Source organism: Dactylosporangium sp. CA-052675 (assembly GCF_050947935.1).
In the GTDB taxonomy this organism is placed as follows: Bacteria; Actinomycetota; Actinomycetes; order Mycobacteriales; family Micromonosporaceae; genus Dactylosporangium.
The window spans coordinates 3534453-3555635 of sequence record NZ_CP192010.1 but is presented as its reverse complement, the minus strand read 5'-3'; the positions used below and the strand labels follow the sequence as shown (position 1 = coordinate 3555635).

Genomic DNA, 21183 nt, shown 5'->3' with positions numbered 1-21183 from the left:
TTCCACCCGCGACTGTGTTGAGAGCCAGCCTGATCAGCATCCGCTGTCCGGGCGGCCACATCGATGCGTGCGATGCAGCGGACGCTATCGCGCGCGGTTCCACAACGGCGAGGCAGCCAGAGCGTCAAGAACCGCCCGCTCAAGGGTCGCCGCCGTTGCTCGATCTGCGGTGACAGCCCATCGGACGTACAGTTCGGCGCGGCGTAGAGCATCTTGGGCCCATGCAGCGGCACGCTTGGGTCGACCAGCTACGAGTTCGTTGAGGTGCTGCCGGACGAACGCCGGATCAGCCAGCGCTCGATCAAGCACCGCTTCTCCCAGCCCACTGACCGCAGCTTTCCCGCGGCGGTAGACCGTCAGCCGACCGCGCAGTCCCTGACCGCGACGTTCACCAGCCATGCCAACGTAGGCCAGTTCGCCCTCCGCTCCTTCCCGTGCGAGATAGACGCCCGGAAGCCGAGGCGCGGATAGTGCTGCATCGTCAAAGGGAAGCCACGGCGACCACGCCGCCAGCGGAGCGATCAAGTCATCGGTCAGCACCCGACCAGGATGCCGCAACCTTGGACTTGGCTCGCTTACAGAATGCGCACATCTGCCGCGATCCGCGCGCTACAGACCGTGAGGGCCCATCTGGCGGTTCGGCGTGCGGATCTGCCGAAAGTAGCGCGTCCTCCTGCGGGCTGGAGGGCAGTCAGGGGCACTAGGGGCGGTTGGCGTCGGGGTCGTGGCGACCGGGTAAGAGCGGTTCGAGGGCGCAGACGAGGCGGTCGAGCCAGTCTGTGGTGCCATCATGCATGGAGGGGTGGTTCGTGACGGTCCAGGTCCTAACCGTCGCCGGGTCGAGTTCTGCAACGCCTGACATCCGGCGTAGCCGTGGCGACAGCCGGATCCGGGCAGTTCGGCCAGGAGCACGGCGTCGTGAAGGTCCTTGCCGTCGCCGTTGCCTCGATCGGCGTGGTCGGCGACGAGCCATTGAAGTTTCCAGGCCAGTGACAGCGCCGCGCTCGCGGTCCAGAGTGCGGTGGGGGTGCCATCGATGCGCGGGATCGCGGTCAGCACCGCGGGCTCGGGCAGCGTCTCGTCGTACGCGAAATCGATCTGTACCGCACCGCCGTCGAACGGCACCATGACGCGTACGCCCGCCCCGTCGTATCCCGTCGTCTCGTAGCTGCAGCCGAAGGCGGCGTCGAACTCGGCTCGTGCGGGGTCGAGCCGCACCCCGTCGGGTGTCAGCGGATGGGCTTCCAGCAGTTCGAGCAGATCCATATGCGGCCGGTCGGGCTCGATATCGTCGGCGCGCAGCCAGCGCAACCCGTCCGGCGGGAGGCGTGGCCGGTGGCCCTCGGCGTCGTATTCCTGTGCCGCCCACAGCTCGTCTCGTGGCCTGCGGTGCACGGTCTCCGGCGCGCTACGCACGCGGTGGAGCCCGTCGACATACGGATACGGCCACCAGCGATCCTGGGGCTGGACGGCTACCGGCCGGACGATCCAGTCGATGTCGGCAGGTTCGCGCGCGTGCGGTCCCGCCCACGCCAGCATCGTGACGCTGCCGCGCAGGACCAGCACATCCGCCAGCGGCGAGTCACCGACGAGGGCGAGGATGTGATCGATCGCCAAGCGGTGCGGATTCATGCGGAAATCCAGCCGGCGTCCACAGCCGGGTTGCTGTCCAGCACGACGTACTCCTGTTCGACCTCGACGATCGTGAGCCTCGCCGAGGTGAGTTCCGCGAGCAGTGCGTCGAGGCGGCGGCGTGCTTCCGGGCGGCCACAGCCGCGGCAACGCTGGGTGACGAACCGCTCATGGCGCCCGTCGGGGTCACCCCGGCGGGCGTTGCGGGACACATGCGCGGTGTGCCGCAGGCTGATTCGCCGGGCCAGAACGATGCCGGCATTATCGACGACCAGCTTGACGTGGTGCTCGAAGTACTGGTCCGGTGGGGCTTCCGCATCGAGCTGTGGCACACCACCGTTGAACGGCGATGCCTCCACCTTCACCCGCACGACCGTGAATCCGTCCCCGGCCAGCCGCTCCTCCCAGCCGTGCGCCTCGGCGGCCACGGCGGCGAGCCGACCGCAGGTGCGTAACGTCAGCATTGGCTGGTCGGGAGTCACACCGCGGTCGAGCACGATACGGGTGTATTTCAGCCCCTGCGCCAGGGCGAAACCGGCGAGCCGCGGATCGGCCAGCAACGCCAGATGGATCTCGAAGTCCCCGTCAAGCACGCCAGCGAGGCTAACCCCCTCGACAGGCCAAACGGCGGCCTCCCCCGCGACCGCACAAGGTGAACAGCCAAGATCACATTACCGGATCTGGCGCCCCTCTTTGTCAAGCGGCGTGTGAGTTCGGTGTTCTAGGGTGGTGGTCGGCGGGTCCGGGAAGTGACTGTTCCGAAGTGTTGACCTCGGGGTTTGGGTCAGCCGCGCTGGATTGCAGAGTCGCCCCCGGTTGTCCTCCCGGGCCCGTCTCCAGCCGCTGGATATCGCCGAGCATGCGCCGGTAGACGACGTCGGACAGGCGCCGTTTCAGCGCCCGGATGGCTTCCATCGCGGTCTTGCCTTCGGCGAGGCGACGGCGGTAGTAGGCGCGGCCGAGCGTGTCGTGGCGGAGCTGGACGATGGCCATGATGTGCAGGACGCGGTTGATGCGCCGGTTCCCGGCCCGGGACAGGCGGTGGCGTTGCTGATCCCCGGACGAGGCGTCCAGGGGTGCGGTGCCGTTCCAGGACGCGAAATGGGCGCGGCTGGTGAAGCGGCGGATATCACCGATGTCGCCGAGCAGGCGGGCCGCGCCGGACGGGCCGATGCCGTTGAGTTCGAGCAGGCTGCTGCCGCTGTCGTTGACCAGCTCGGTCAGTTCCTGCTTCGCCGCTTTGATCTTCTTGTCGACCTGGACCAGTTCACCGACCAGTTCGGACGCCAGCCGGCGGCGGGTTCGCCCGACGAGGTCACGCGGCCGGATGGTGGCCAGCAGTGCTCGGGCCTGATCGGCGGACAGGAACGTCTTGGCTCCGCCGGGCAGCAGTTCCAGCAGAAGCTTGTGGATGCGGTTGACCAGGTCGGTCCGGGCCCGGCCGAGCTCGTCGCGGCGGTCCACGAGCAGCCGCAACACCACCGTCTCGTCGTCGGCGACAATGTGCCGCAATCCCTTGGTGCGCAACGCTGCCACGGCCACACTGTGCGCGTCGACCGGGTCGGTCTTGCGGCCGTTGCCGGTGGCGAACACCCTGGCCCGGGCGGACAGTTTCGGGGGCACGTCCACCACGGTCTCGCCGTCAGCGACGAGCCGCTGCGCGATGTGCCGGCCGATGCCGTTGCAGCCTTCCACCGCCCAGAGCCGTTCCGGATGCCGCCGGCCGAGAGCAAGCATCGCACGATAGCCGTCCCGGTCGGTGCCGAACCGATCACCCGCCAAGACCGTTTCCCGATCGTCGATGATCTCGATCGTCGCCGACCGTTTGTGCGGGTCCATCCCGATGATGACGCGTCCCACGCGTTCCTCCTCGCTGTGACCGAACCGGGGTTCAGCGGGAGGGCAGCGCTACTTTGAGCTGGGCAGTCCCCTCTGGAGCCACTCCACGCCGCGGTGACCGGCAGGGTGCATGCCAGATGAGAGCCACGCCCCAACCACAGACGGGCAGCCGCTGAATGCGAGCGACCCCACCGATCACCTCGACCAAGCCTGGCCGGGCTGCGGTCGTAGATCCAGTAAATAAGTAGCCGCAGTGCGCTCGTCCTGTAGTGAAGCAATTGCCGATCGGCCTCCGGATGCGGCGATGTCGGGACATGGGTCGGCAACACGGCGCGAGCGTGAGGCCTTGAGGATGGGATGATCGTCGGCGTGCTGTCGCTGCCTCAACCCGACGACCTGAGCTCGCTCGTCCTGCGAACCGACTTTACGGACGACGCCGCCTGGATAGAGATCCAGACCGTCACCGGCGCCGACGGCGCGACCTACGTCAACGACACCCGCTACCTCGGCGTCACCATCCAGGACTTGGTCGAGGCCGACGCCGCCGCGGCAGAAGACGCCAAACTGACCTACCTCTTCATTGCGGACGCAACCACCATGACCGACCCCGAGCGCCCCCTGCTCGCTGTCGATCTCTACGACGAGCCCGGTCGGACGTTCCGCGTGCCGCCCCGATGGTATGCCGACGTCTCGGCCAACCTCAGCATCGCGAACATGGACTTCAACGAGTTCGCCGACGCGGCCGACGAGTCCGGTGCCTATCGCGGCTTCGACGGCGTGTAGCCCGATACCCAAGGTCATGTGCGCGGTAGCCGCGATCCGGTCGCTACAGGACATCACGGCCGTGTGGGTTGCCGAGCTCGCGGACATGCCGATGAGCGCGCACGCGATCTTGCTGATGGCCGGACGCGACTGAACCACTGATCGGCATGGTCACAAGGTTGCGCGTACCAGCGACAATAGGTTCCGGTCTGATATCTGGTAGCAACGACCCCGCAGGCGGCGACAGTGACCTTTGCGCTTGGCATCTATGATTTGTTCGCCTACTCCATCCCTGGCTTTCTCTACATTTCCGTCTTCGGATATATAGCGAGCCGCCTGGGATGGATCGATATCAGCACCAAAGACCTAAAAGATGTTCCATCGCTGTTGATCGTGATTGGCGTCGCGATCACTGCTTACCTTGTTGGTCATGTCACATGGCCATTGATTAGGATCATCGACCGATTCTCTCAGCGATTCTGGCCGTGGCCGGAGGCAACGAAGCTGATGCTGGACCGGGATCCGGAAGTAGCCGCCAGTGGCTACCTGAAGTACAGTCGATTTCTCCTGCAAGCACGGGCCGAGTTGGCCAACCGGGAAGTGGCATCCGAAATTAGTCGAATGCGGGCTATTGGGTTAATGCTCCGAAACTGTGTCATCCCACTTGCGATCGCGTGCATCTGCGCGACTGTTGAACTAGTCGTTGGAAGCAAGCACCTATTTGCCGGCACATCGGCCGTATTCCTCCTACTTGCCGCGATCGGCGCGGCCGTCCAGAGCCGAACGATGGGCCAATGGTCAATCCTCAAGACGTTCGAGCTCTCGTACTGGACCTTTGTCGACCGCGAAGCTAGTGAACAGCCTGACGTCTCTAGCAGTAATCCGGAAGCCGCGAGCCCGGTTTCGCCGAGTCAGACCCTTTGAGTCAACGACGGGCCGTCGCGCTTGCACTATGCAAGTAGACTACCGCGTCCAGGTCGGCGGCGCCGGCGATGTAGACACATGTCGCGGGTGTCGCACGCCGGCCAGTCGAAGATCGTCACGCCGCGTGGCTGCGCCTCCGCCGCTCTGGTGCACTCTCGTACCGATGAGCGGATACGACCACAGCCTTTCAGGCATGCCGTTCCGGGCTGAACTCTGCTTGGCTAGATAGCTAGCACGTCACCCTCAGTCAATATCCGTTATGTGCTGGTCGTCAGACTTGCTCGTAACTTGAGATGGGCCGAAGCGGTCCACTAGCACTCGGCACACAGGTACAGCTTCCACATAAACTAGGCAACACGGAGAATTTGCGAATCACCCATGGGCCCAGAGTTGATTCTTGCCGCCATCGCGGCACTCGGATCGTCCGGCGTAGCCGCAGCCATCGCGGGTGCCGTATCTAGATTTATAGGCAAGAAGGCAGGGACCGTCGAGTCGGACCTCATTCAGACCCTCGGACTCTCGGAGCGAAAAGGCAACGCAAGCGACGGTGAACCCACCGCGCCCAGCGTGCAAGCGGAATCTCAAGAGCGGAACGAGCGCGATTCAATAGGTGACATATTTGTCAACTTCGGCAGCGACGGTGACGGCGAGTCCGCCGAAGCACTCGCCGACGTAGTTCGCCGGCACTCGGATGGCCATACGCGTCTGATAGTCAAATATTACGCACAAGGCTACCAACAGGCGTTGGTCACCTTTATTGCTAGCCTAGCCTTCGCCATTGCAGGTTTTGGTGTGGTTATGTGGGCGTGCGCATACCTCTTCCAGCATCCGAATGAGCCCGAACCTGCTGGAGTGCTTGGCGCCACTGGACTGGTAACTCAAGCGATCGGCTATCTGTTCTTCCGGCGAGCGGACAAAGCGCGCGAACTCATGATCAACTTAATTGACAAGCTGCGCGAGGATCGTGACCGCGAAATCCGCTTCATCGCAGGACTTGCCTCCGCCGCCGCGATCAAGACGAAGTCGCTTCGTGATGCGGTAAAGGTTGCCACAGCGACATCACTGCTAGGCGTCTCATTGCCAATAGCTGAACTCGAAATCTTAGCCGCGCGCGCGTCCGGCGACGGTGACGATTCTGCCCCGCGGGTTTATATCGATGCAGGACCTCGGACAAACGGACATAGTGGCGACACTAATGCCAATGCTGCCTCGGAGCCCCGGCTCAGCCCTTGACAGACCGCACCACACAGGAGCGACTAACTTCGACGGTCTGCCGGTTCGCCCATGTGGCATGAACTGAGGCGCCGCTGATCGTGATCAACGTGCGCGCTCATGCCGCGATCCGCTCGCTACGCAACGTCATGACTTGAGGATCGTCCGGCTCGCCGATCTGCCGAGAAGCGGATACCCGATCACGGGCACTTCCGCTCGATGAGACGGAGCGGCGTGCGCGCCGGCACCCATGGGATCGCTTCGGCGTCGCCCGGCCGGGTGAAGACGAGCACGGACTCGTCGAGGCGATGCCATACGAGTCGGCCGGAGTGATCTTCATCTGCCTCGCCGGCGACGAGCAGCAATTCCCGGCCTTCCACCCGAAGCATCACCTCAGCGAGCAGGTCGCCATCCAGGTAAGTCGACGCCTCTTGGACTCGCCCCGTGGGCAGCTCGGGCAGGGCCCGCAGCCGGTACCCGGCGTCCGGAGCCTCGGAGGGCCAGGTGCTGCAGGTGTCGATCGCCAGCCCGAACCCATCGTCGTCCTGGTACGTGGTGACGACCACTGGCGAGTTGTCGGCGAGCGTCATGCGCAGTGTGAGCAGTTGCAGACAGGGTACGTCCGGGCCGCCGAACTCGAAGTGTGCGTCGTCGCCGCGGACGGCCATCTCGATGCCCTGCCAGGAGCCGACATTCTGTCCTTGCAGTGCAACGAGCGCTGACGCCTGCCGCTGAACCCAACCGCCGATCATCGCCATAGTGTGCTCGGCTCGCCCAATCAGTGGTGACACCGCCAAGGTTGAGAGAGGCGCGCCCCGAACTAGGGACTACGACTCGGCACCCGGCATCCGCTTCTGGCGCCCCTCTTTGTCAAGCGGCGTGTGAGTTCGGTGTTCTAGGGTGGTGGTCGGCGGGTCCGGGAAGTGACTGTTCCGAAGTGTTGACCTCGGGGTTTGGGTCAGCCGCGCTGGATTGCAGAGTCGCCCCCGGTTGTCCTCCCGGGCCCGTCTCCAGCCGCTGGATATCGCCGAGCATGCGCCGGTAGACGACGTCGGACAGGCGCCGTTTCAGCGCCCGGATGGCTTCCATCGCGGTCTTGCCTTCGGCGAGGCGACGGCGGTAGTAGGCGCGGCCGAGCGTGTCGTGGCGGAGCTGGACGATGGCCATGATGTGCAGGACGCGGTTGATGCGCCGGTTCCCGGCCCGGGACAGGCGGTGGCGTTGCTGATCCCCGGACGAGGCGTCCAGGGGTGCGGTGCCGTTCCAGGACGCGAAATGGGCGCGGCTGGTGAAGCGGCGGATATCACCGATGTCGCCGAGCAGGCGGGCCGCGCCGGACGGGCCGATGCCGTTGAGTTCGAGCAGGCTGCTGCCGCTGTCGTTGACCAGCTCGGTCAGTTCCTGCTTCGCCGCTTTGATCTTCTTGTCGACCTGGACCAGTTCACCGACCAGTTCGGACGCCAGCCGGCGGCGGGTTCGCCCGACGAGGTCACGCGGCCGGATGGTGGCCAGCAGTGCTCGGGCCTGATCGGCGGACAGGAACGTCTTGGCTCCGCCGGGCAGCAGTTCCAGCAGAAGCTTGTGGATGCGGTTGACCAGGTCGGTCCGGGCCCGGCCGAGCTCGTCGCGGCGGTCCACGAGCAGCCGCAACACCACCGTCTCGTCGTCGGCGACAATGTGCCGCAATCCCTTGGTGCGCAACGCTGCCACGGCCACACTGTGCGCGTCGACCGGGTCGGTCTTGCGGCCGTTGCCGGTGGCGAACACCCTGGCCCGGGCGGACAGTTTCGGGGGCACGTCCACCACGGTCTCGCCGTCAGCGACGAGCCGCTGCGCGATGTGCCGGCCGATGCCGTTGCAGCCTTCCACCGCCCAGAGCCGTTCCGGATGCCGCCGGCCGAGAGCAAGCATCGCACGATAGCCGTCCCGGTCGGTGCCGAACCGATCACCCGCCAAGACCGTTTCCCGATCGTCGATGATCTCGATCGTCGCCGACCGTTTGTGCGGGTCCATCCCGATGATGACGCGTCCCACGCGTTCCTCCTCGCTGTGACCGAACCGGGGTTCAGCGGGAGGGCAGCGCTACTTTGAGCTGGGCAGTCCCCTCTGGAGCCACTCCACGCCGCGGTGACCGGCAGGGTGCATGCCAGATGAGAGCCACGCCCCAACCACAGACGGGCAGCCGCTGAATGCGAGCGACCCCACCGATCACCTCGACCAAGCCTGGCCGGGCTGCGGTCGTAGATCCAGTAAATAAGTAGCCGCAGTCCGTGCGCGCTCGCTGAAGCCGCGGATACGCCGAGGTCAGCGCGTGTTGCACGCCGGCTCGTCTGACCAGTCCGCCACGATGATCAATGGCATCGAATCTGGCGACCGGTACACATCGCCTGGGAAGTACTCGATGTGCTGATGGCGATTGACACCCCGGTAATCCGCTGTCTCGGCCCAACCGCGGCATCCGCTATGCCGCGAGAGGCGCTCGGCGGTGGGCCGAAGGGCGTTGCCGACGGTACCTCGCTCTCAATCAGCGGAGCGCTGCGACGGCTTCTACCTCGACGAGCTGGTCGGGGTAGCCGAGGACCGCAACGCCGAGCAGGGTGCTGGGCGCATCGTGGTCGGCGAAGTGCCCGCGGACCACGTCCCATGCCGTGACGAGGTCGGCGCGGTCATGGCTGGCGACGTAGACGGTCGTCTTGACCACATCGCTGAGGGTGGCGCCGGCAGCCGCCAACGCCGTGCGAAGGTTCGCCATCACCTGTTCGGCCTGCCCGGCCACGTCGCCAACGGCGACGGTCGCGCCGGACTCGTCGAGCGGGCAGGCACCGGCAGTGAACACCAGCCGCCGGACGTCGGAGGCCACCGCGGCGTAGGCATACGGAGCCTGGTCGGTCAGCTGGGGCGCGCGGATCAGCTCGACGGAGCCGGATACAGTCACGGACCCATCGTCGCAAACTCGCTCGGCAGTGACGAACGAAATCCGGCCACCCTGATCCCTGCCACCCACGATCGTCGGGCGTCCGGATCTAGCCGCCGACCGAGCGCGCCAGGCCGCCGGAAGGGTCACGCTTCGTGACCAGCGTTCGGCGCTGGCGGGCGCCTGGATCTGCCGAGAAGCGGGTGCTCGATCGAGGTCTCGAGTGGGCGTCTGGGTCAATGGGCCAGTCGCTGGAGCCAGTCCCGAAGGAGGGCGGTTTCGGTCGGGCGCAGGGGAATGGGCTCGTCTGCGGTGGTGAGGGAGGCGTCGAGGGCGAGAGCCCGGGAGGCGAGACTCCGATCCGGGTCCGACGGCGGATCGGTCACGAGGGAATTGATTAGGGTCTCCCGCATCCTCACGGAGATTTCCAGGTCTCGGTCGGGGGTGGGGGTGCCGATCAGCGACAAGGTGACGCCGGTGGCGGCAGCCTGGCAGAGAGAGGCTGCGAACGTGGGCGGAACCCGCAAGCGGCCGGCCGCCGCGACGCGGTTGAGGAACGTCAGCAGTAAGTCGTGCGCCTGTTCGGCCGCGGGCGGCCGGTGGCCGGGCCGGTCGCTGCCGAACATCAGCAGGTAGACAGCCGGGTGGCGCAGGCCGAAATCGACGTGGGTATCCCAGCCGCGGCGCATGGCCTCCACCGGGTCGGTGGTCGGTGGGATCGTGTGCTTCTCGGCTAGATAGCGGTCGAAGGCCTGGATGGCCAGGGCTGCGAGCAGCCCGTCCTTGTCGCCGAAGAGCTGATAGAGGGACGCGGCACGGATACCGGCGGCTGCCGCGACGGAACGCGTGGAGACCGCCTGGGCGCCCTCCCTCTCCAGGATGGCGGCTGCCACTTCGAGGATGCGCCGGCGACTACGGATTTTCGCGTCGTCCACCGTTGCAATGCTACGGCATTGGGCGTATCACTGTAACGAGGCGGTGATACGGAAAAAGCCGTAGCACCGATACGCCAGGAGAAATCAATGAATCGAGTCGGGTACGGCGCCATGCAGCTCGCCGGGCCAAACGTCTGGGGTCTACCGGCCGATCCGGAGTCGGCCCGGCAGGTGCTCCGTCTGGCTGTCGAGCTGGGCGTCACGTTCTTCGACACCGCGAACGCGTACGGGCCGCGAACCGTGAACCAGCTGATCGGGGAGGCACTGCGGCCGTTCCCCGAGGGCGTGATCGTCGGGAACAAAGTCGGTGCCGGGCGCGGCCCCGATGGGTCGTGGATCATCACCGATCAACCCGGCATCGTCCGCCGGCAGGTCCACGAAGCCCTCGCAGACCTGGGCACGGAGGTGAGCGAGCTGACCTACCTGCGCCTTCCCGGTGACACCCCGGGGGCGGAAGCCGCAGTTCCGCTGGAGGAATCGCTCGGTGTGCTCGTCGAGCTGCGCGATCAAGGACTCATCCGCCGCATCGGCCTGTCCGGGGCGTCGCCGCAGATGCTGGCCCGAGCTCAGAGAATGACACCGATCGCGGCGGTGCAGAACCGTTTCAACCTGCTCGACCGCAGTGGCGTTCAGGTCCTTGCGGACTGCGAGACACAAGGCATCATGTTCGTTCCGTACTTCCCACTGGCCGCCGGACGACTCGCCGGCTACGACGAACTCACCGGTCCTGCACTGCGCCTCGGCGTGACACCGGCCCAGGTCGCGCTAGCGTGGCTGCTGCGTCGTTCCCCAGCCGTCGTCGTCATTCCCGGCACCGCAAATCCTGAGCACCTGCGGGCCAACGTCGATGCAGCCAGGATCGCCGAGGATCTGACCGATGACGAAGTGGCCCACCTGACCGGCCTGGCCGACGAGTCGAAAGCCGCCATCGACCAGCCGTACCAATCCAGAACCGACGCGCACACATCAGCGGCGAACCGCCACCGATGACCACCCTCGACGGGCGGCGACAACTCCGCTCGCCCGTCAAGCTCCGATCGAATGCGGCCATCAGCCGCTCGGGATCGCGATGGGCAGACTCCCAGCGCCAGCTCACCGCGCAGCCACGTCCCGCCCGGGGCCCGGTTGGGAGCACCCTCGCGCGTGCGGGGGTGCTCCCGCGACGCGCTGATCTGCGCCCTGCAGGCCGTGGTCGTCCCCGCACGCGCGGGGGTGCTCCCGCTGTCAGGCAACGTCTTCCACTACGGGTAGTCCGAGCGCACCGGCCCGGGCACGAGGCTGACGACAACCGTCCGCACGTCGACGTGGGGCAGCCACTGCCGATCCAGTTCGTCAGGCCCCCAATCACCTTGTGCCACCCGTCATTCCCTTCGTCGACCCACGACGACGAGTCGATCGACAAGTGGTTCAGCTACCCCTTGCCGATGTGGCACAGGCCGCTCGCCATCGGGCAAATGGGCCGATGGGTTCGGGCACGGCAGATCCAACGAGCGGCTCGGCCGGCCTCGGCGATCCACCAGCCCAGCCGGATCTGCATGCTCCGGAGGTGGCCGGGTAGCCAGCGCGTCAAGCGGCGCATGAGTCAGGAGGCACTGCGATGTCCGTACAGCTCAATCACACGATCGTCGCGGCCCGCGACAAGGAGACATCCGCCAAGTTCCTGGCGACGATGTTGGGGTTGCCGGTGGGTCCTCGCTTCGGCCCGTTCGTCCCGGTCGAGGTGAGCAACGGCGTCACGTTGGACTTCACCGACACGGGTGGCGGGCCCATCACCTCTCAGCACTACGCGTTTCTGGTCTCGGACAACGACTTCGACGCCATTTTCGGCCGTATCCAGGAGGCCAGAGTCGCCTACTACGCCGATCCGCACCACAACCAGCCGCAGCAGATCAACCACCGCGACGGCGGGCGTGGTGTGTACTTCGACGACCCGAACGGGCACAACCTTGAGATCCTCACGCGCCCCTATGGCAGCGGAGCGGCCTGATCCAAACGAGTGCCCGGACTCCGGTGTGTGCCCGGCGCGTCGTGGATGACCCCCGGTCCACGTCAGCGTCGTGCGTCGCTGCTGGCGGGTGTAGATAGTGGCAACGCTTTGCGCTTTGCGTGTGTTCGACTGCCGATGATCAAGTCGCGGGCATGATCAGACTGTTTCCACGGCTCCCCTGCCGCACCGAGACCGCCGGGTGTCCGGCCGCGGCAGGACGTCGGTCTCGGTGCGGCCGGTACCAGCCACGCGTGGCCGACACGTCGGCTCTCGGGGTAGCTGCCGTCGCGGGTCTTGGTACGCCACCGCCGCCGGCAAGGACGACCGTCGCGATGCCCGGCACAGCTGGCCGAAGGCGTGGTCGGCCAGCTGTACACGCCCGTCGTCAGCTCCTTGCGGCAGCGGTTCAGGTGTTGCGGACGAGTCGCCAGCGGTTGTCGGCGGTTCCGTTGTCGGAGTCCTGGACGGCGAAGACGCCGTTGGCGGTGGAGTTGTTCTGGATGCCCAGCAGCTTGCCGCTGTTGACGTTGCGGATCTTGTAGGTCCCGTCGCCCTGGTCGAGCAGCGTCCACCGGTGGTCGGCGGTGCCGTTGTCGGTCCACTGCAGGATCGACGCACCGTCGGCGGTGGACATATTCTGCACGCCGAGCACCTTGCCGCTGTTGACGTTGCGGAACCGGACCGCCGTACCGTCGGTGATCATTTCCCAGTTGTGGTCGGCGGTGCCGCTGTCGGTCCACTGCAGGGCCAGCCCGCCGTCGGCGGTGGACATGTTCTGCACGCCGAGCACGAGGCCGCTGCCGACGTTGACGAGGCGGTAGCTGCCTGCGGACCCCTGGCCGTTCGCGGCCCAGTAGACGGTGTAGTTGAAGCCCTGCGCGTCGTAGAACGGCCCGAGGCTCACTGAGGAGCCGTTCGCGGTCGCGGTGAAGGCCAGCGCGTTGCTCGACGTCCGGGTCACCGAGGACGTGCTCAGCGACGGCAGCGACGACAGCGTGCTGTTGCCGTAGTTGCCGGCCAGGACCGCCGGGCCGTAGGTGAGCGCCACGACGTTGGCGTTGTCGTTGGCCGGGCGGGCGACGACCTGCATGGGCAGCCGCACGGTCACCGTGTCGCCGGACGCCCAGGTGCGGTTGATCGTGGCGTAGCTGCCGGGCGTGGCGGCGACACCCTGCGCGACGCCGTTGACGCTGATCGTGGCGCCGGCGGCCCAGGCGGGGATGCGGATGCGCATCGACCAGGCGTCGCCGGTGGCCCCGGTGACCTGCAGTGTCGTCGTGTCGCTGACCGGGTACGAGGTGCTCTGGGTGACCGTGAGGCCCCGCTGCGTCCAGTTCAGCACGGAGGGCATGAAGAGGTTCACCGTCAGCGTGGTGCCGCTGGAGAAGTAGATCGAGTCCATCAGCTTCGTGTTGATCTCGATGCCCGTGCCCTGGCAGCACCAGAAGCTGTTGTAGTCGGTGCTCCACGTGCCACCGCCCCACGCCGGGCCTACACCGCGGCGGCCACCCGGCTTGAGCGGCGTGAAGTAGGTGACGTGCCCGTGCGCGTCGGCCGGGTTCTGCGCGCCGATGACGTGGTTGAGCAGCGCCCGCTCGTAGAAGTCGAAGTACCCGGCGTTGTCCGGGTTGAGCAGCCACAGCTCGCGGGTCAGCTTCAGCATGTTGTAGGAGTTGCAGTGCTCGCACGTGTCGTTGGCGAGATAGCTGGCGATCGCGTTCGGCGCCCGGAAGTGCTCGGCCTGGCTGTTGCCGCCGATGACGTACGTGTGGGCGTTGACCGTCATGTTCCACGCGTTCGCGGCGATGTCGCGGTAGCGGGTCGTACCCGTAGCCTTGTACTCCCGCGCCGCGCCGACCCACTTCGGGATGTTGGTGTTGGCGTGCTGGCCGTTGAGCTGGTCCTGGTTGGCCGCCAGCGGGTTGAACGCCGCAGCGTGGTCGAAGCGCTGGGCGGTGCTCAGCCAACGGGCGTCACCGGTCTGCTGGTACAGGTCGGCGAGCACCGCGTTCATGCCGCCGAACTCGGTACCCAGCACGCTCTGCATCTGCGCATAGCTGAGTCGGCCGGTACGCCAGTCGACCCAGCCGGCCAGCCGCAACAGCACATCACGGGCCTGGGTGCTGCCGATGTACCGCCACACGTCGAGCAGACCCGCGAGGGTCTTGTGGATGCAGTAGTACGACACACTGACCGCCTGGCCGGCCTCGAGCGCGGTGAAGTCCGACTCCGGGAAGCCCGACAGATACCCGGTGCTGAACCCGGCGGCCCCGTTGTTGGCCTGGCACTTGGCCAGCTCGGCGACCATGGAGTTCGCCTTGTCCCGGCAGGTCGTGTCGCCGAGCACGGCGTACGCCTGCGCCCAAGCGGACAGGAAGTGCCCCTGCACGTGGGTGCGGAACGGGAAGTTCGGCGCGTCCCAGCCGCCATTGGCCGCGGCGCCGTTGGTCGACAGCCGGTGGTTGGCCCGGAAGTTGTACAGCAGCCGGTCGACGTCGACGAAGCGCAGGTACGCCATCGTCCGGTTCTGGTTGTCCAGCCACCGGCTGGACGTCAGTCGCACCTGGCCCAGATCGAAGGCGTACGCCGACACGCCGATGTCCGCACGGACCGGCGCGACCGACGCCTGCGCGCTGCGCACATCCACGACGCCGGCACTCGCGGCGACGCCGGCCACCACGCCGGCCCCGGTCGCCTGCAAGAGCCCACGGCGACTCAGCGGTATGGAAGACACACGAACCTCCTGAAAGAGAACGACATCCGGGCGGCGGCGCTTAGGCGTGTGAGCGCTCACATGATGTCGTTGGCAAGGTTGCCAGATCATTTCTCGACATTCAAGGGTTTGTACTTCATGTGCCTGTCACAGGGGCAACGAGCCTGCTCGCAGCCGATGTGGAGCTCCGCTGGCCGCTGCCATCGACGATGAAACTTCGATGCGACTTCGATGCCGGAAGTTCTATAACGCTTTATTGGATGGGGACCGGGAAAAACGCACCTGGTTGGATTTTCCGCCCCAGACCATCGCCGCCTGGGAGCCAACCCCGGTCAATTCGATGAGCGCCCACAACCCGACAGCCGTCCAGCTCGGCATCCCCGTCCGGCTCGCGCGCAGAGCCGTCCCAGGCCGACACGCCAAACCCACCATGGGCGTGGCGCTTCGTGAACGTGGCCGGCCGCGCCACCCTCTGGGGGTGACGCGGCCGGGTCGTGCTAGGTCGTGCTGGGTCAGGACGCGAGCCGCCACGGACCGTACGGCGTGGTGGGCTGCTGGTTGCGGGTCCACCACTGTGCCACGTAGCGCTTGCCCTGGTAGACGACGGCATCACCGGCGACGAAGATCCGCGTCGGCGTCCAGATCGCGGTGCCGTCGGCGGCGACCTTGATCTCCTGCCACGGTCCGTACGGATCACCCGGAGCCTGGTTGCTGGTCCACCATGATGCCAGCCAGGTCGAGCCGTTGTAGCTCACCTGGTTGCCCTCGGTGTACACCGCGGACGATTGCCAGGCGGGGACGTCCCGCACGGTGATCGTCACCTGCTTGGTCCCCGACAGGCTGTAGGACTTGGTGCCGTCGCTGGCCGTGAAGGTGACCGTGTAGGTCCCCGCCTGGCTGTAGCTCGGCGTCCACGAGAACTGCTGCGTCGCGGGATCGAAGCTCGCCCCCGCCGGCAGACCGCTGGCCGAGTAGGTCAGCGCGTCACCGTCGGGATCGGTCGCCGCGACACCGAACGACAGCGTCCGGTTCTCGTCGACCGCCTGCGACTCACCACCGGTGGCGAACACCGGGGCGCCGTTCACCCACGCCCCGCGCTGCCACACGTAGTCCCGCGCGAACATCGTGAACAGCTGGTCCCAGGTGTTGAAGTCGTGCGCGCCGGCGACGACGACATTCTTCACGTGCGCGTTCGTCAGCGCGGCCACCTGGCTCGGGTTGGGCAGCCCGAAGTCCCATGCGCCGCCGCCGAAGAGGATGTAGGGCACCCCGAGGTTCGGCGTGGTGTTGCGGACTCCGACGCCGCCGCTGAACAACCCGTAGTAGCCGAACTTCGTCGCGTCGAAGTTGATGAGGCCGGCTGTGACACCCGCGCCCGCCGACAGACCGGCGAACGCCCGATCCACCGCCTGCGTCGAGACGCGGTAGTTGCTCTCGACGAACGGGATCACGATGTCGCGCAGGTTGGGGTACCCCTGCGCGGAGTTGCCGAGGTAGTTCGTGTTGGTCGTCACGACGACGGCGGGCTCGGTCTGCCCGTCGGCGATCAGGTTGTCCATGATGACCGGCACGTCGCCCATGTTCAGCCAGTCGGACTGGTCCTGGCCGCTGCCGTGCTGCATGTAGATCGTCTTGTACGGCTTGGCACGGTTGGGGTCGTACCCGGGCGGCAGGTAGACGCCCAGCGTCCGCGTGGTCGCGCCGATCTGGATCGGCACATAGCCCCACGTGCCGTGGGGAACGTTCGGCCGCAGAAGCTCGATCTGCCGCGCCGCCAGGGGCGCGTAGTTCTGCTTCACGGCGTCGTACGGCACGTACACCTTGTTGAAGGCGCGCCGGGCGGTGCCCGTCAGGCCGTCCGGGGCGTAGATCGGCGCGTTCGCCGGGTCGGTGACCCACAGGTTCGTGTCGTTGTTCACGTAGAACCAGTACTGGTTCGCCCCGGCCGCCAGCGGGACGTCGGTGACCCAGTAGCCGTTGCCGGCGTTGGTCATCTGCACGTCGTAGCCGCCGCCACCGCGCATCAGACCGGATCGGTACTGCTGGGGCTGGTAGACGGTGGTGTCGGTGGGGTCGGCCCAGTTGCGCAACAGGATGTCGGCGGCGAAGCGCACACTTGTCGCGGTCGGGTTGTAGTACACGAAGTGGCCCGTGTAACCCGTCGGCGAGTTGGGATCCGCGATGACGTGCGGACCCGGGGTCAGGTCGACCGCGTCCTCGGCCTGCGCCACGCTCGACATACTCAGCACCATCGCCGAAGCGAGCGCGACGGATGCGACTGGCTTGAGGAGCCGGGCGCGACTGCCCGAGGCCCCTCCGGGGTGTCTCCGCAATTGCAGAACGCGTAACAACGTTCCTCCTTGAACGGCGGGTGAGCGCCGAGCGGCGCTCCACGAGCCAAGTTACCGACGAATTTACGACGTTGTAAAGAAGTTCTTTACAACGTTTTCCAGAAGGGGAATCGCGACATCCGTCCGCCCGCAAACCGTTGTGGGCACAGCGAATCCGCGGGTTGCCGGCAGCTCGCGCGCTGCCGGCAACCCGCCGGTCACTCGGTTCCCGATCCGCTCCCGGCGCAGTCCCTGGCGGCGGGACCGACTGGCGTCGTCGCAGGCGCTGACGGCCTACGGACACCTGGGCGGGGAACGCTTACGAGACCAGCTTCCAGGGACCGTTCGCGCCCCCGGGCGCCTGCCCCCGGGTCCACCACTGTGCCTGGTAGACGTGGCCCTGATACGTGACCTTGTCACCGGCGTTGTAGATCGTGGTGGCGGCCCAGCCGGGGGCGCCGGCGGGCGTGGTCACGACCTCGGCCCACGGCCCGTTCCGGTCCCCGGGAGCCTGGTTACGGGTCCACCACTGAGCCTGGTACAGCTTGCCCTGGTAGTAGGCCCTGTCGCCGGCATTGAAGATCCGCGACGCCGTCCACGCCGTGGATCCGTCCGCCGTCACGGCCAGTTCCTGCCACGCTCCCTGCGGGTCGCCCGGCGCCTGGTTCTGCGTCCACCAGCTGGCCTGGTAGACCTTCCCCTGGTAAATGACCAGATCACCGTTGTCGTAGACGGCCGTCGACTTCCACGCCGCGATCGTCTTGATCGTGACCGGCTGGGACGTCGCACTGCCGTCGGGCCGACCGGCGGCGCTCGCCGTCACGGTGACCGTGACCGCCTTGCCGGACAGGTCCGGCGTCACCAGCAGCTTGGCGCCGGTGGCACCGGAGATCGCCGCGCCGTTTGCCGACCACTGGTAGCCGAACGCGGTGTTGTCGACGTCCCACGTGCCGGGGTCGGCGGCCAGGACCGCGTTGACCTCGGCGGTGCCGCTGATGGACGGCGCCGTCCGGGCGACCGGCGCGGGCACGTCGCGGACCGTGACGGTGACCTCCTTGCTGCCGGCCAGGCTGTACGACTTGGTGCCGTCGCTGGCCGTGAAGGTGACCGTGTAGGTGCCCGCCTGGGTGAAGCCGGGCGTCCACGAGAACTGCCGCGTCGCGGGATCGAAGCTCGCCCCCGCCGGCAGACCGCTCGCCGAATACGTCAGCGCGTCACCGTCGGGATCGGTCGCCGCGACACCGAACGACAGCGCCTGGCCCTCGTCGACCGCCTGCGACTCACCACCGGCGGCGAACACCGGGGCGCCGTTGACGAACGCCCCGCGCTGCCACGCGTAGTCCCGCGCGAAGTTCGCGAAGAGCTGCGGCCAGGCGTTGAAGTCGTGGCCACCCGCGATCTTGTCGAACTTGTAGTTGACGAAGCCGTTGAGCGCGTTGAGCTGCGCCTGGGTCACGCAGAGGTTGAGGTTGTCCCACGCCCCGCAGCCCATGTAGATGTACGCCTGCTTGATGTTCGCCGTGGTCGTCCGCGGCGGCGGGGTCCAGCTGAAGACGCCGTAGTAGCCGAAGCGCAGCGGGTTGTTGTTGATGATGTTGATCGTCATCGAGGCACCCATCGACAGGCCGGCGAACGCCCTGTCCATCCGGTCCGTCGAGACGTTGTAGTGGCTCTGGACGAACGGGATGATGATGCCCTCGAGGTTGGTCGTGTACGGCGAAGAACCCATGTACGCGGAGTTCGTCGTCACGATGACCGCGGGCTCGGTCTGCCCGTCGGCGATCAGGTTGTCCATGATCACCGGCACGCTGCCGATGTTCAGCCAGTCGGACTGGTCCTGACCGCTACCGTGCTGCAGGTAGATCGTCTTGTACGGCTGGGCACGGTTGGGGTCGTACCCGGGCGGCAGGTAGACGCCCAGCGTCCGCGTGGCCGTGCCGATCTGGATGGGCACGTAGCTCCAGGTGCCCTTCGCCGTGTCCGGCCGCGGGTTCGCGATCACCCGCTCCGCCAGCGGTGCGTAGTTCTGCTTCGCGGCGTCGTACGGCACGTTGACCCTGTTGAAGGCACGCCGGGACGTGCCCGTCAGGCCGTCCGGGGCGTAGATCGGCGAGTTCGCCGGGTCGGGCACCCACAGGTTCGTGTTGTTGTTGACGTAGAACCAGTACTGGTTCGGGCCGGCCGCCAGCGGGACGTCGGTGACCCAGTAGCCGTCGCCGGCGTTGGTCATCTGCACGTCGTACGCACCCGCGCCGCGCATCAGGCCCGGGCGGTACTGCTGGGGTTGGTAGACGGTGGTGTCGGTCTGGTCGGCCCAGTTGCGTAACAGGATGTCGGCGACGAAGCGAACACTTGTCGCCGTCGGGTTGTAGTACACGAAGTGGCCCGTGTAACCCGTCGGCGAGTTGGGATCCGCGACGACGTGCGGACCCGGGGTCAGATCGACCGTGTCCTCGGCGTGCGCCGGGCTCGACACGCTCAGCGCCATCGCCGAAGCGAGCACGACAGCCGCAACTGGCTTGAGGATCCGGGCGCGGACGCCCGAGGCCCCTCTGGGGTGTCTCCGCAATTGCAGAACGCGTAACAACGTTCCTCCTTGAACGGGCGGTGAGCGCCCAGCGGCGCTCCTGGGGCCAAGTTACAGTCGTTTTACGACGTTGTAAATAAGTTCTCTACAACGTAGTAGTACCGCCCTGCGCACCGCGAAGAGCCGGTGCGGCAGACGTCCGGGATCAGTGCCCTGACGTGCAAGCTGAGCAGCCGGGACCTCGTCCTGCCGCTCGCGCGGGCCGCGGCCTGACACCGCGGCGGCCCGCCGTGCACTGACCGGCCGGCCTCCGGCCGGGCGGGCCGCGCGTGGCGCACGGAAGCAGACGTCAGCGGCTCGGCGCGGTGCTGTGCCGCACGACCAGGGTCGGCGCGATCCGCAGGTCCGGCGCCGACTGGTCCTCGCCCTCGGGATCTCCGTCGAGGATCCCGAGCAGCGCGGCGATGCACCGTCGGCCGACCTCGTCGAAGTCCTGCCGCACCGTGGTCAGCGGCGGGAACATGAACTCCGCCTCCGGAATGTCGTCGAAGCCCACGATGCTCACGTCGTCGGGCACCCTGACACCCCGCTCGTGGAACGCCCGCAGCATCCCCAGCGCCATCTGGTCGTTGCCGGCGAACACGGCGCTGACGCCACGCTGCGCCGCCAGTTCCAGCCCGGCGGCATACCCGGATTGGGCACTCCAGTCACCCGTCATGAGACTCGGCGCGCTCAGCCCGGCGTCCTCAAGAGTCCGGCGCCAACCTTCGATGCGCCGCTGTGCCTCGATCCAGTTCCGTGGTCCGGACAGGTGCCACACCTGGCGATGGCCGAGCCGGAGCAGGTGCTCGACCGCCAACCGCGCGCCGGCGACCTGGTCGACCGCGACGGCCGGGATCTCGCCGCCGGTGTCGGCCTCCGCCGCCACGGCGGCCACCCCCGACGGCAAGCTGCGCAGCGCGGCGGCGGCCGCGGCCTGGGGCGCGATGATCACCACCCCGTCGACCGACTGCTCGGCGAGCGCATGGATCGCGGCCATCACGCGCTCGCTGTCGATCCGTTCGACGGTGGCCACGCTGATGCCATATCCGGCGGCCCGAGCGGCGCGTTCGATGCCCAGCAAGGTCGAGGCCGGGCCGTGCAGGATCGTGTTGAACGAGACCACGCCGACCACCCGCGAGCGCCGCCCGGCCAGCCCGCGGGCCATCGCGTTCGGCCGGTACCCGAGCTGGCGTACCGCCTCCAGCACCCGCTGCCGGGTGGCCACCCTGACGTTCGGATGCTTGTTCAGCACCCGCGACACCGTCATGTGCGACACGCCGGCCAGTCGCGCCACGTCGGCCATGACCGCCTGCCGCCCCTGCGTCATCACCCGTATCACCCTCCCGCCCGAAGAAACAAGCAGGTC

The 21183-nt window shown here is 67.1% G+C and carries 17 protein-coding genes; 5 read left to right on the top strand and 12 right to left on the bottom strand.

Annotated features, from left to right (window positions below):
- Window positions 1-84 precede the first annotated feature (84 nt).
- The 4 genes from ACQP1P_RS16185 to ACQP1P_RS16170 all read right to left on the bottom strand — a co-directional run bounded on the left by ACQP1P_RS16185 (window position 85) and on the right by ACQP1P_RS16170 (window position 3492).
- Window positions 85-540, bottom strand: a complete 456-nt coding sequence (locus ACQP1P_RS16185) for a hypothetical protein (RefSeq protein ID WP_433087488.1) — start codon at window positions 538-540, stop codon at window positions 85-87.
- 69 nt (window positions 541-609) lie between these two features.
- Window positions 610-1632 carry a nucleotidyl transferase AbiEii/AbiGii toxin family protein gene (locus ACQP1P_RS16180; protein WP_433087487.1) on the bottom strand — a complete coding sequence of 341 codons (1023 nt, stop codon included), beginning with the start codon at window positions 1630-1632 and terminating at the stop codon, window positions 610-612.
- Window positions 1629-2225: a hypothetical protein gene (locus ACQP1P_RS16175; RefSeq protein WP_433087486.1), complete on the bottom strand. Its 597-nt coding sequence runs from the start codon at window positions 2223-2225 to the stop codon at window positions 1629-1631. The genes ACQP1P_RS16180 and ACQP1P_RS16175 overlap by 4 nt, the downstream gene beginning before the upstream one ends.
- A gap of 103 nt (window positions 2226-2328) precedes the next feature.
- A complete protein-coding gene (locus ACQP1P_RS16170) occupies window positions 2329-3492 on the bottom strand; it encodes an IS110 family transposase (protein ID WP_433074446.1) in 1164 nt (387 codons plus the stop codon).
- A 336-nt stretch (window positions 3493-3828) separates the two neighbouring features.
- Between ACQP1P_RS16170 and ACQP1P_RS16165 the strand changes: the two genes are divergently transcribed.
- The 3 genes from ACQP1P_RS16165 to ACQP1P_RS16155 all read left to right on the top strand — a co-directional run bounded on the left by ACQP1P_RS16165 (window position 3829) and on the right by ACQP1P_RS16155 (window position 6390).
- On the top strand, window positions 3829-4254 hold the full coding sequence (locus tag ACQP1P_RS16165) for a DUF6924 domain-containing protein (protein ID WP_433087485.1): 426 nt from the start codon (window positions 3829-3831) through the stop codon (window positions 4252-4254).
- Window positions 4255-4479: 225 nt separating this feature from the next.
- Window positions 4480-5157, top strand: coding sequence for a hypothetical protein (locus ACQP1P_RS16160; RefSeq protein WP_433087484.1), 678 nt, complete (start codon window positions 4480-4482; stop codon window positions 5155-5157).
- A 378-nt stretch (window positions 5158-5535) separates the two neighbouring features.
- Window positions 5536-6390 carry a TRADD-N-associated membrane domain-containing protein gene (locus ACQP1P_RS16155; RefSeq protein ID WP_433087483.1) on the top strand — a complete coding sequence of 285 codons (855 nt, stop codon included), beginning with the start codon at window positions 5536-5538 and terminating at the stop codon, window positions 6388-6390.
- Between the two features lie 179 nt (window positions 6391-6569).
- Here ACQP1P_RS16155 and ACQP1P_RS16150 read toward each other — a convergent pair whose 3' ends face one another.
- From ACQP1P_RS16150 to ACQP1P_RS16135, 4 genes are all read right to left on the bottom strand, one after another.
- Window positions 6570-7127: a hypothetical protein gene (locus ACQP1P_RS16150; protein ID WP_433087482.1), complete on the bottom strand. Its 558-nt coding sequence runs from the start codon at window positions 7125-7127 to the stop codon at window positions 6570-6572.
- Window positions 7128-7239: 112 nt separating this feature from the next.
- Window positions 7240-8403 carry an IS110 family transposase gene (locus ACQP1P_RS16145; RefSeq protein WP_433074446.1) on the bottom strand — a complete coding sequence of 388 codons (1164 nt, stop codon included), beginning with the start codon at window positions 8401-8403 and terminating at the stop codon, window positions 7240-7242.
- A gap of 490 nt (window positions 8404-8893) precedes the next feature.
- Window positions 8894-9280, bottom strand: a complete 387-nt coding sequence (locus ACQP1P_RS16140) for a RidA family protein (protein WP_433090013.1) — start codon at window positions 9278-9280, stop codon at window positions 8894-8896.
- Window positions 9281-9519: 239 nt separating this feature from the next.
- A complete protein-coding gene (locus ACQP1P_RS16135) occupies window positions 9520-10218 on the bottom strand; it encodes a TetR/AcrR family transcriptional regulator (protein WP_433087481.1) in 699 nt (232 codons plus the stop codon).
- An 87-nt stretch (window positions 10219-10305) separates the two neighbouring features.
- On the opposite strand from ACQP1P_RS16135, the gene ACQP1P_RS16130 reads away from it, so the two are divergent.
- Both ACQP1P_RS16130 and ACQP1P_RS16125 read left to right on the top strand, forming a co-directional pair.
- On the top strand, window positions 10306-11208 hold the full coding sequence (locus ACQP1P_RS16130) for an aldo/keto reductase (protein WP_433087480.1): 903 nt from the start codon (window positions 10306-10308) through the stop codon (window positions 11206-11208).
- Window positions 11209-11815: 607 nt separating this feature from the next.
- The gene (locus ACQP1P_RS16125; RefSeq protein WP_433087479.1) at window positions 11816-12205 is read left to right on the top strand and encodes a VOC family protein; all 390 of its coding nucleotides are present in this window, start codon (window positions 11816-11818) and stop codon (window positions 12203-12205) included.
- Between the two features lie 406 nt (window positions 12206-12611).
- Here ACQP1P_RS16125 and ACQP1P_RS16120 read toward each other — a convergent pair whose 3' ends face one another.
- The 4 genes from ACQP1P_RS16120 to ACQP1P_RS16105 form a co-directional block, all read right to left on the bottom strand.
- Window positions 12612-14939, bottom strand: coding sequence for a beta-L-arabinofuranosidase domain-containing protein (locus ACQP1P_RS16120; protein ID WP_433087478.1), 2328 nt, complete (start codon window positions 14937-14939; stop codon window positions 12612-12614).
- Window positions 14940-15430: 491 nt separating this feature from the next.
- Complete coding sequence (locus tag ACQP1P_RS16115; protein WP_433087477.1) at window positions 15431-17158, bottom strand: putative Ig domain-containing protein; 1728 nt, start codon at window positions 17156-17158, stop codon at window positions 15431-15433.
- 409 nt (window positions 17159-17567) lie between these two features.
- The gene (locus ACQP1P_RS16110) at window positions 17568-19736 is read right to left on the bottom strand and encodes a carbohydrate-binding protein (protein ID WP_433087476.1); all 2169 of its coding nucleotides are present in this window, start codon (window positions 19734-19736) and stop codon (window positions 17568-17570) included.
- A gap of 388 nt (window positions 19737-20124) precedes the next feature.
- Window positions 20125-21144, bottom strand: coding sequence for a LacI family DNA-binding transcriptional regulator (locus ACQP1P_RS16105; protein WP_433090011.1), 1020 nt, complete (start codon window positions 21142-21144; stop codon window positions 20125-20127).
- Window positions 21145-21183 lie beyond the last annotated feature (39 nt).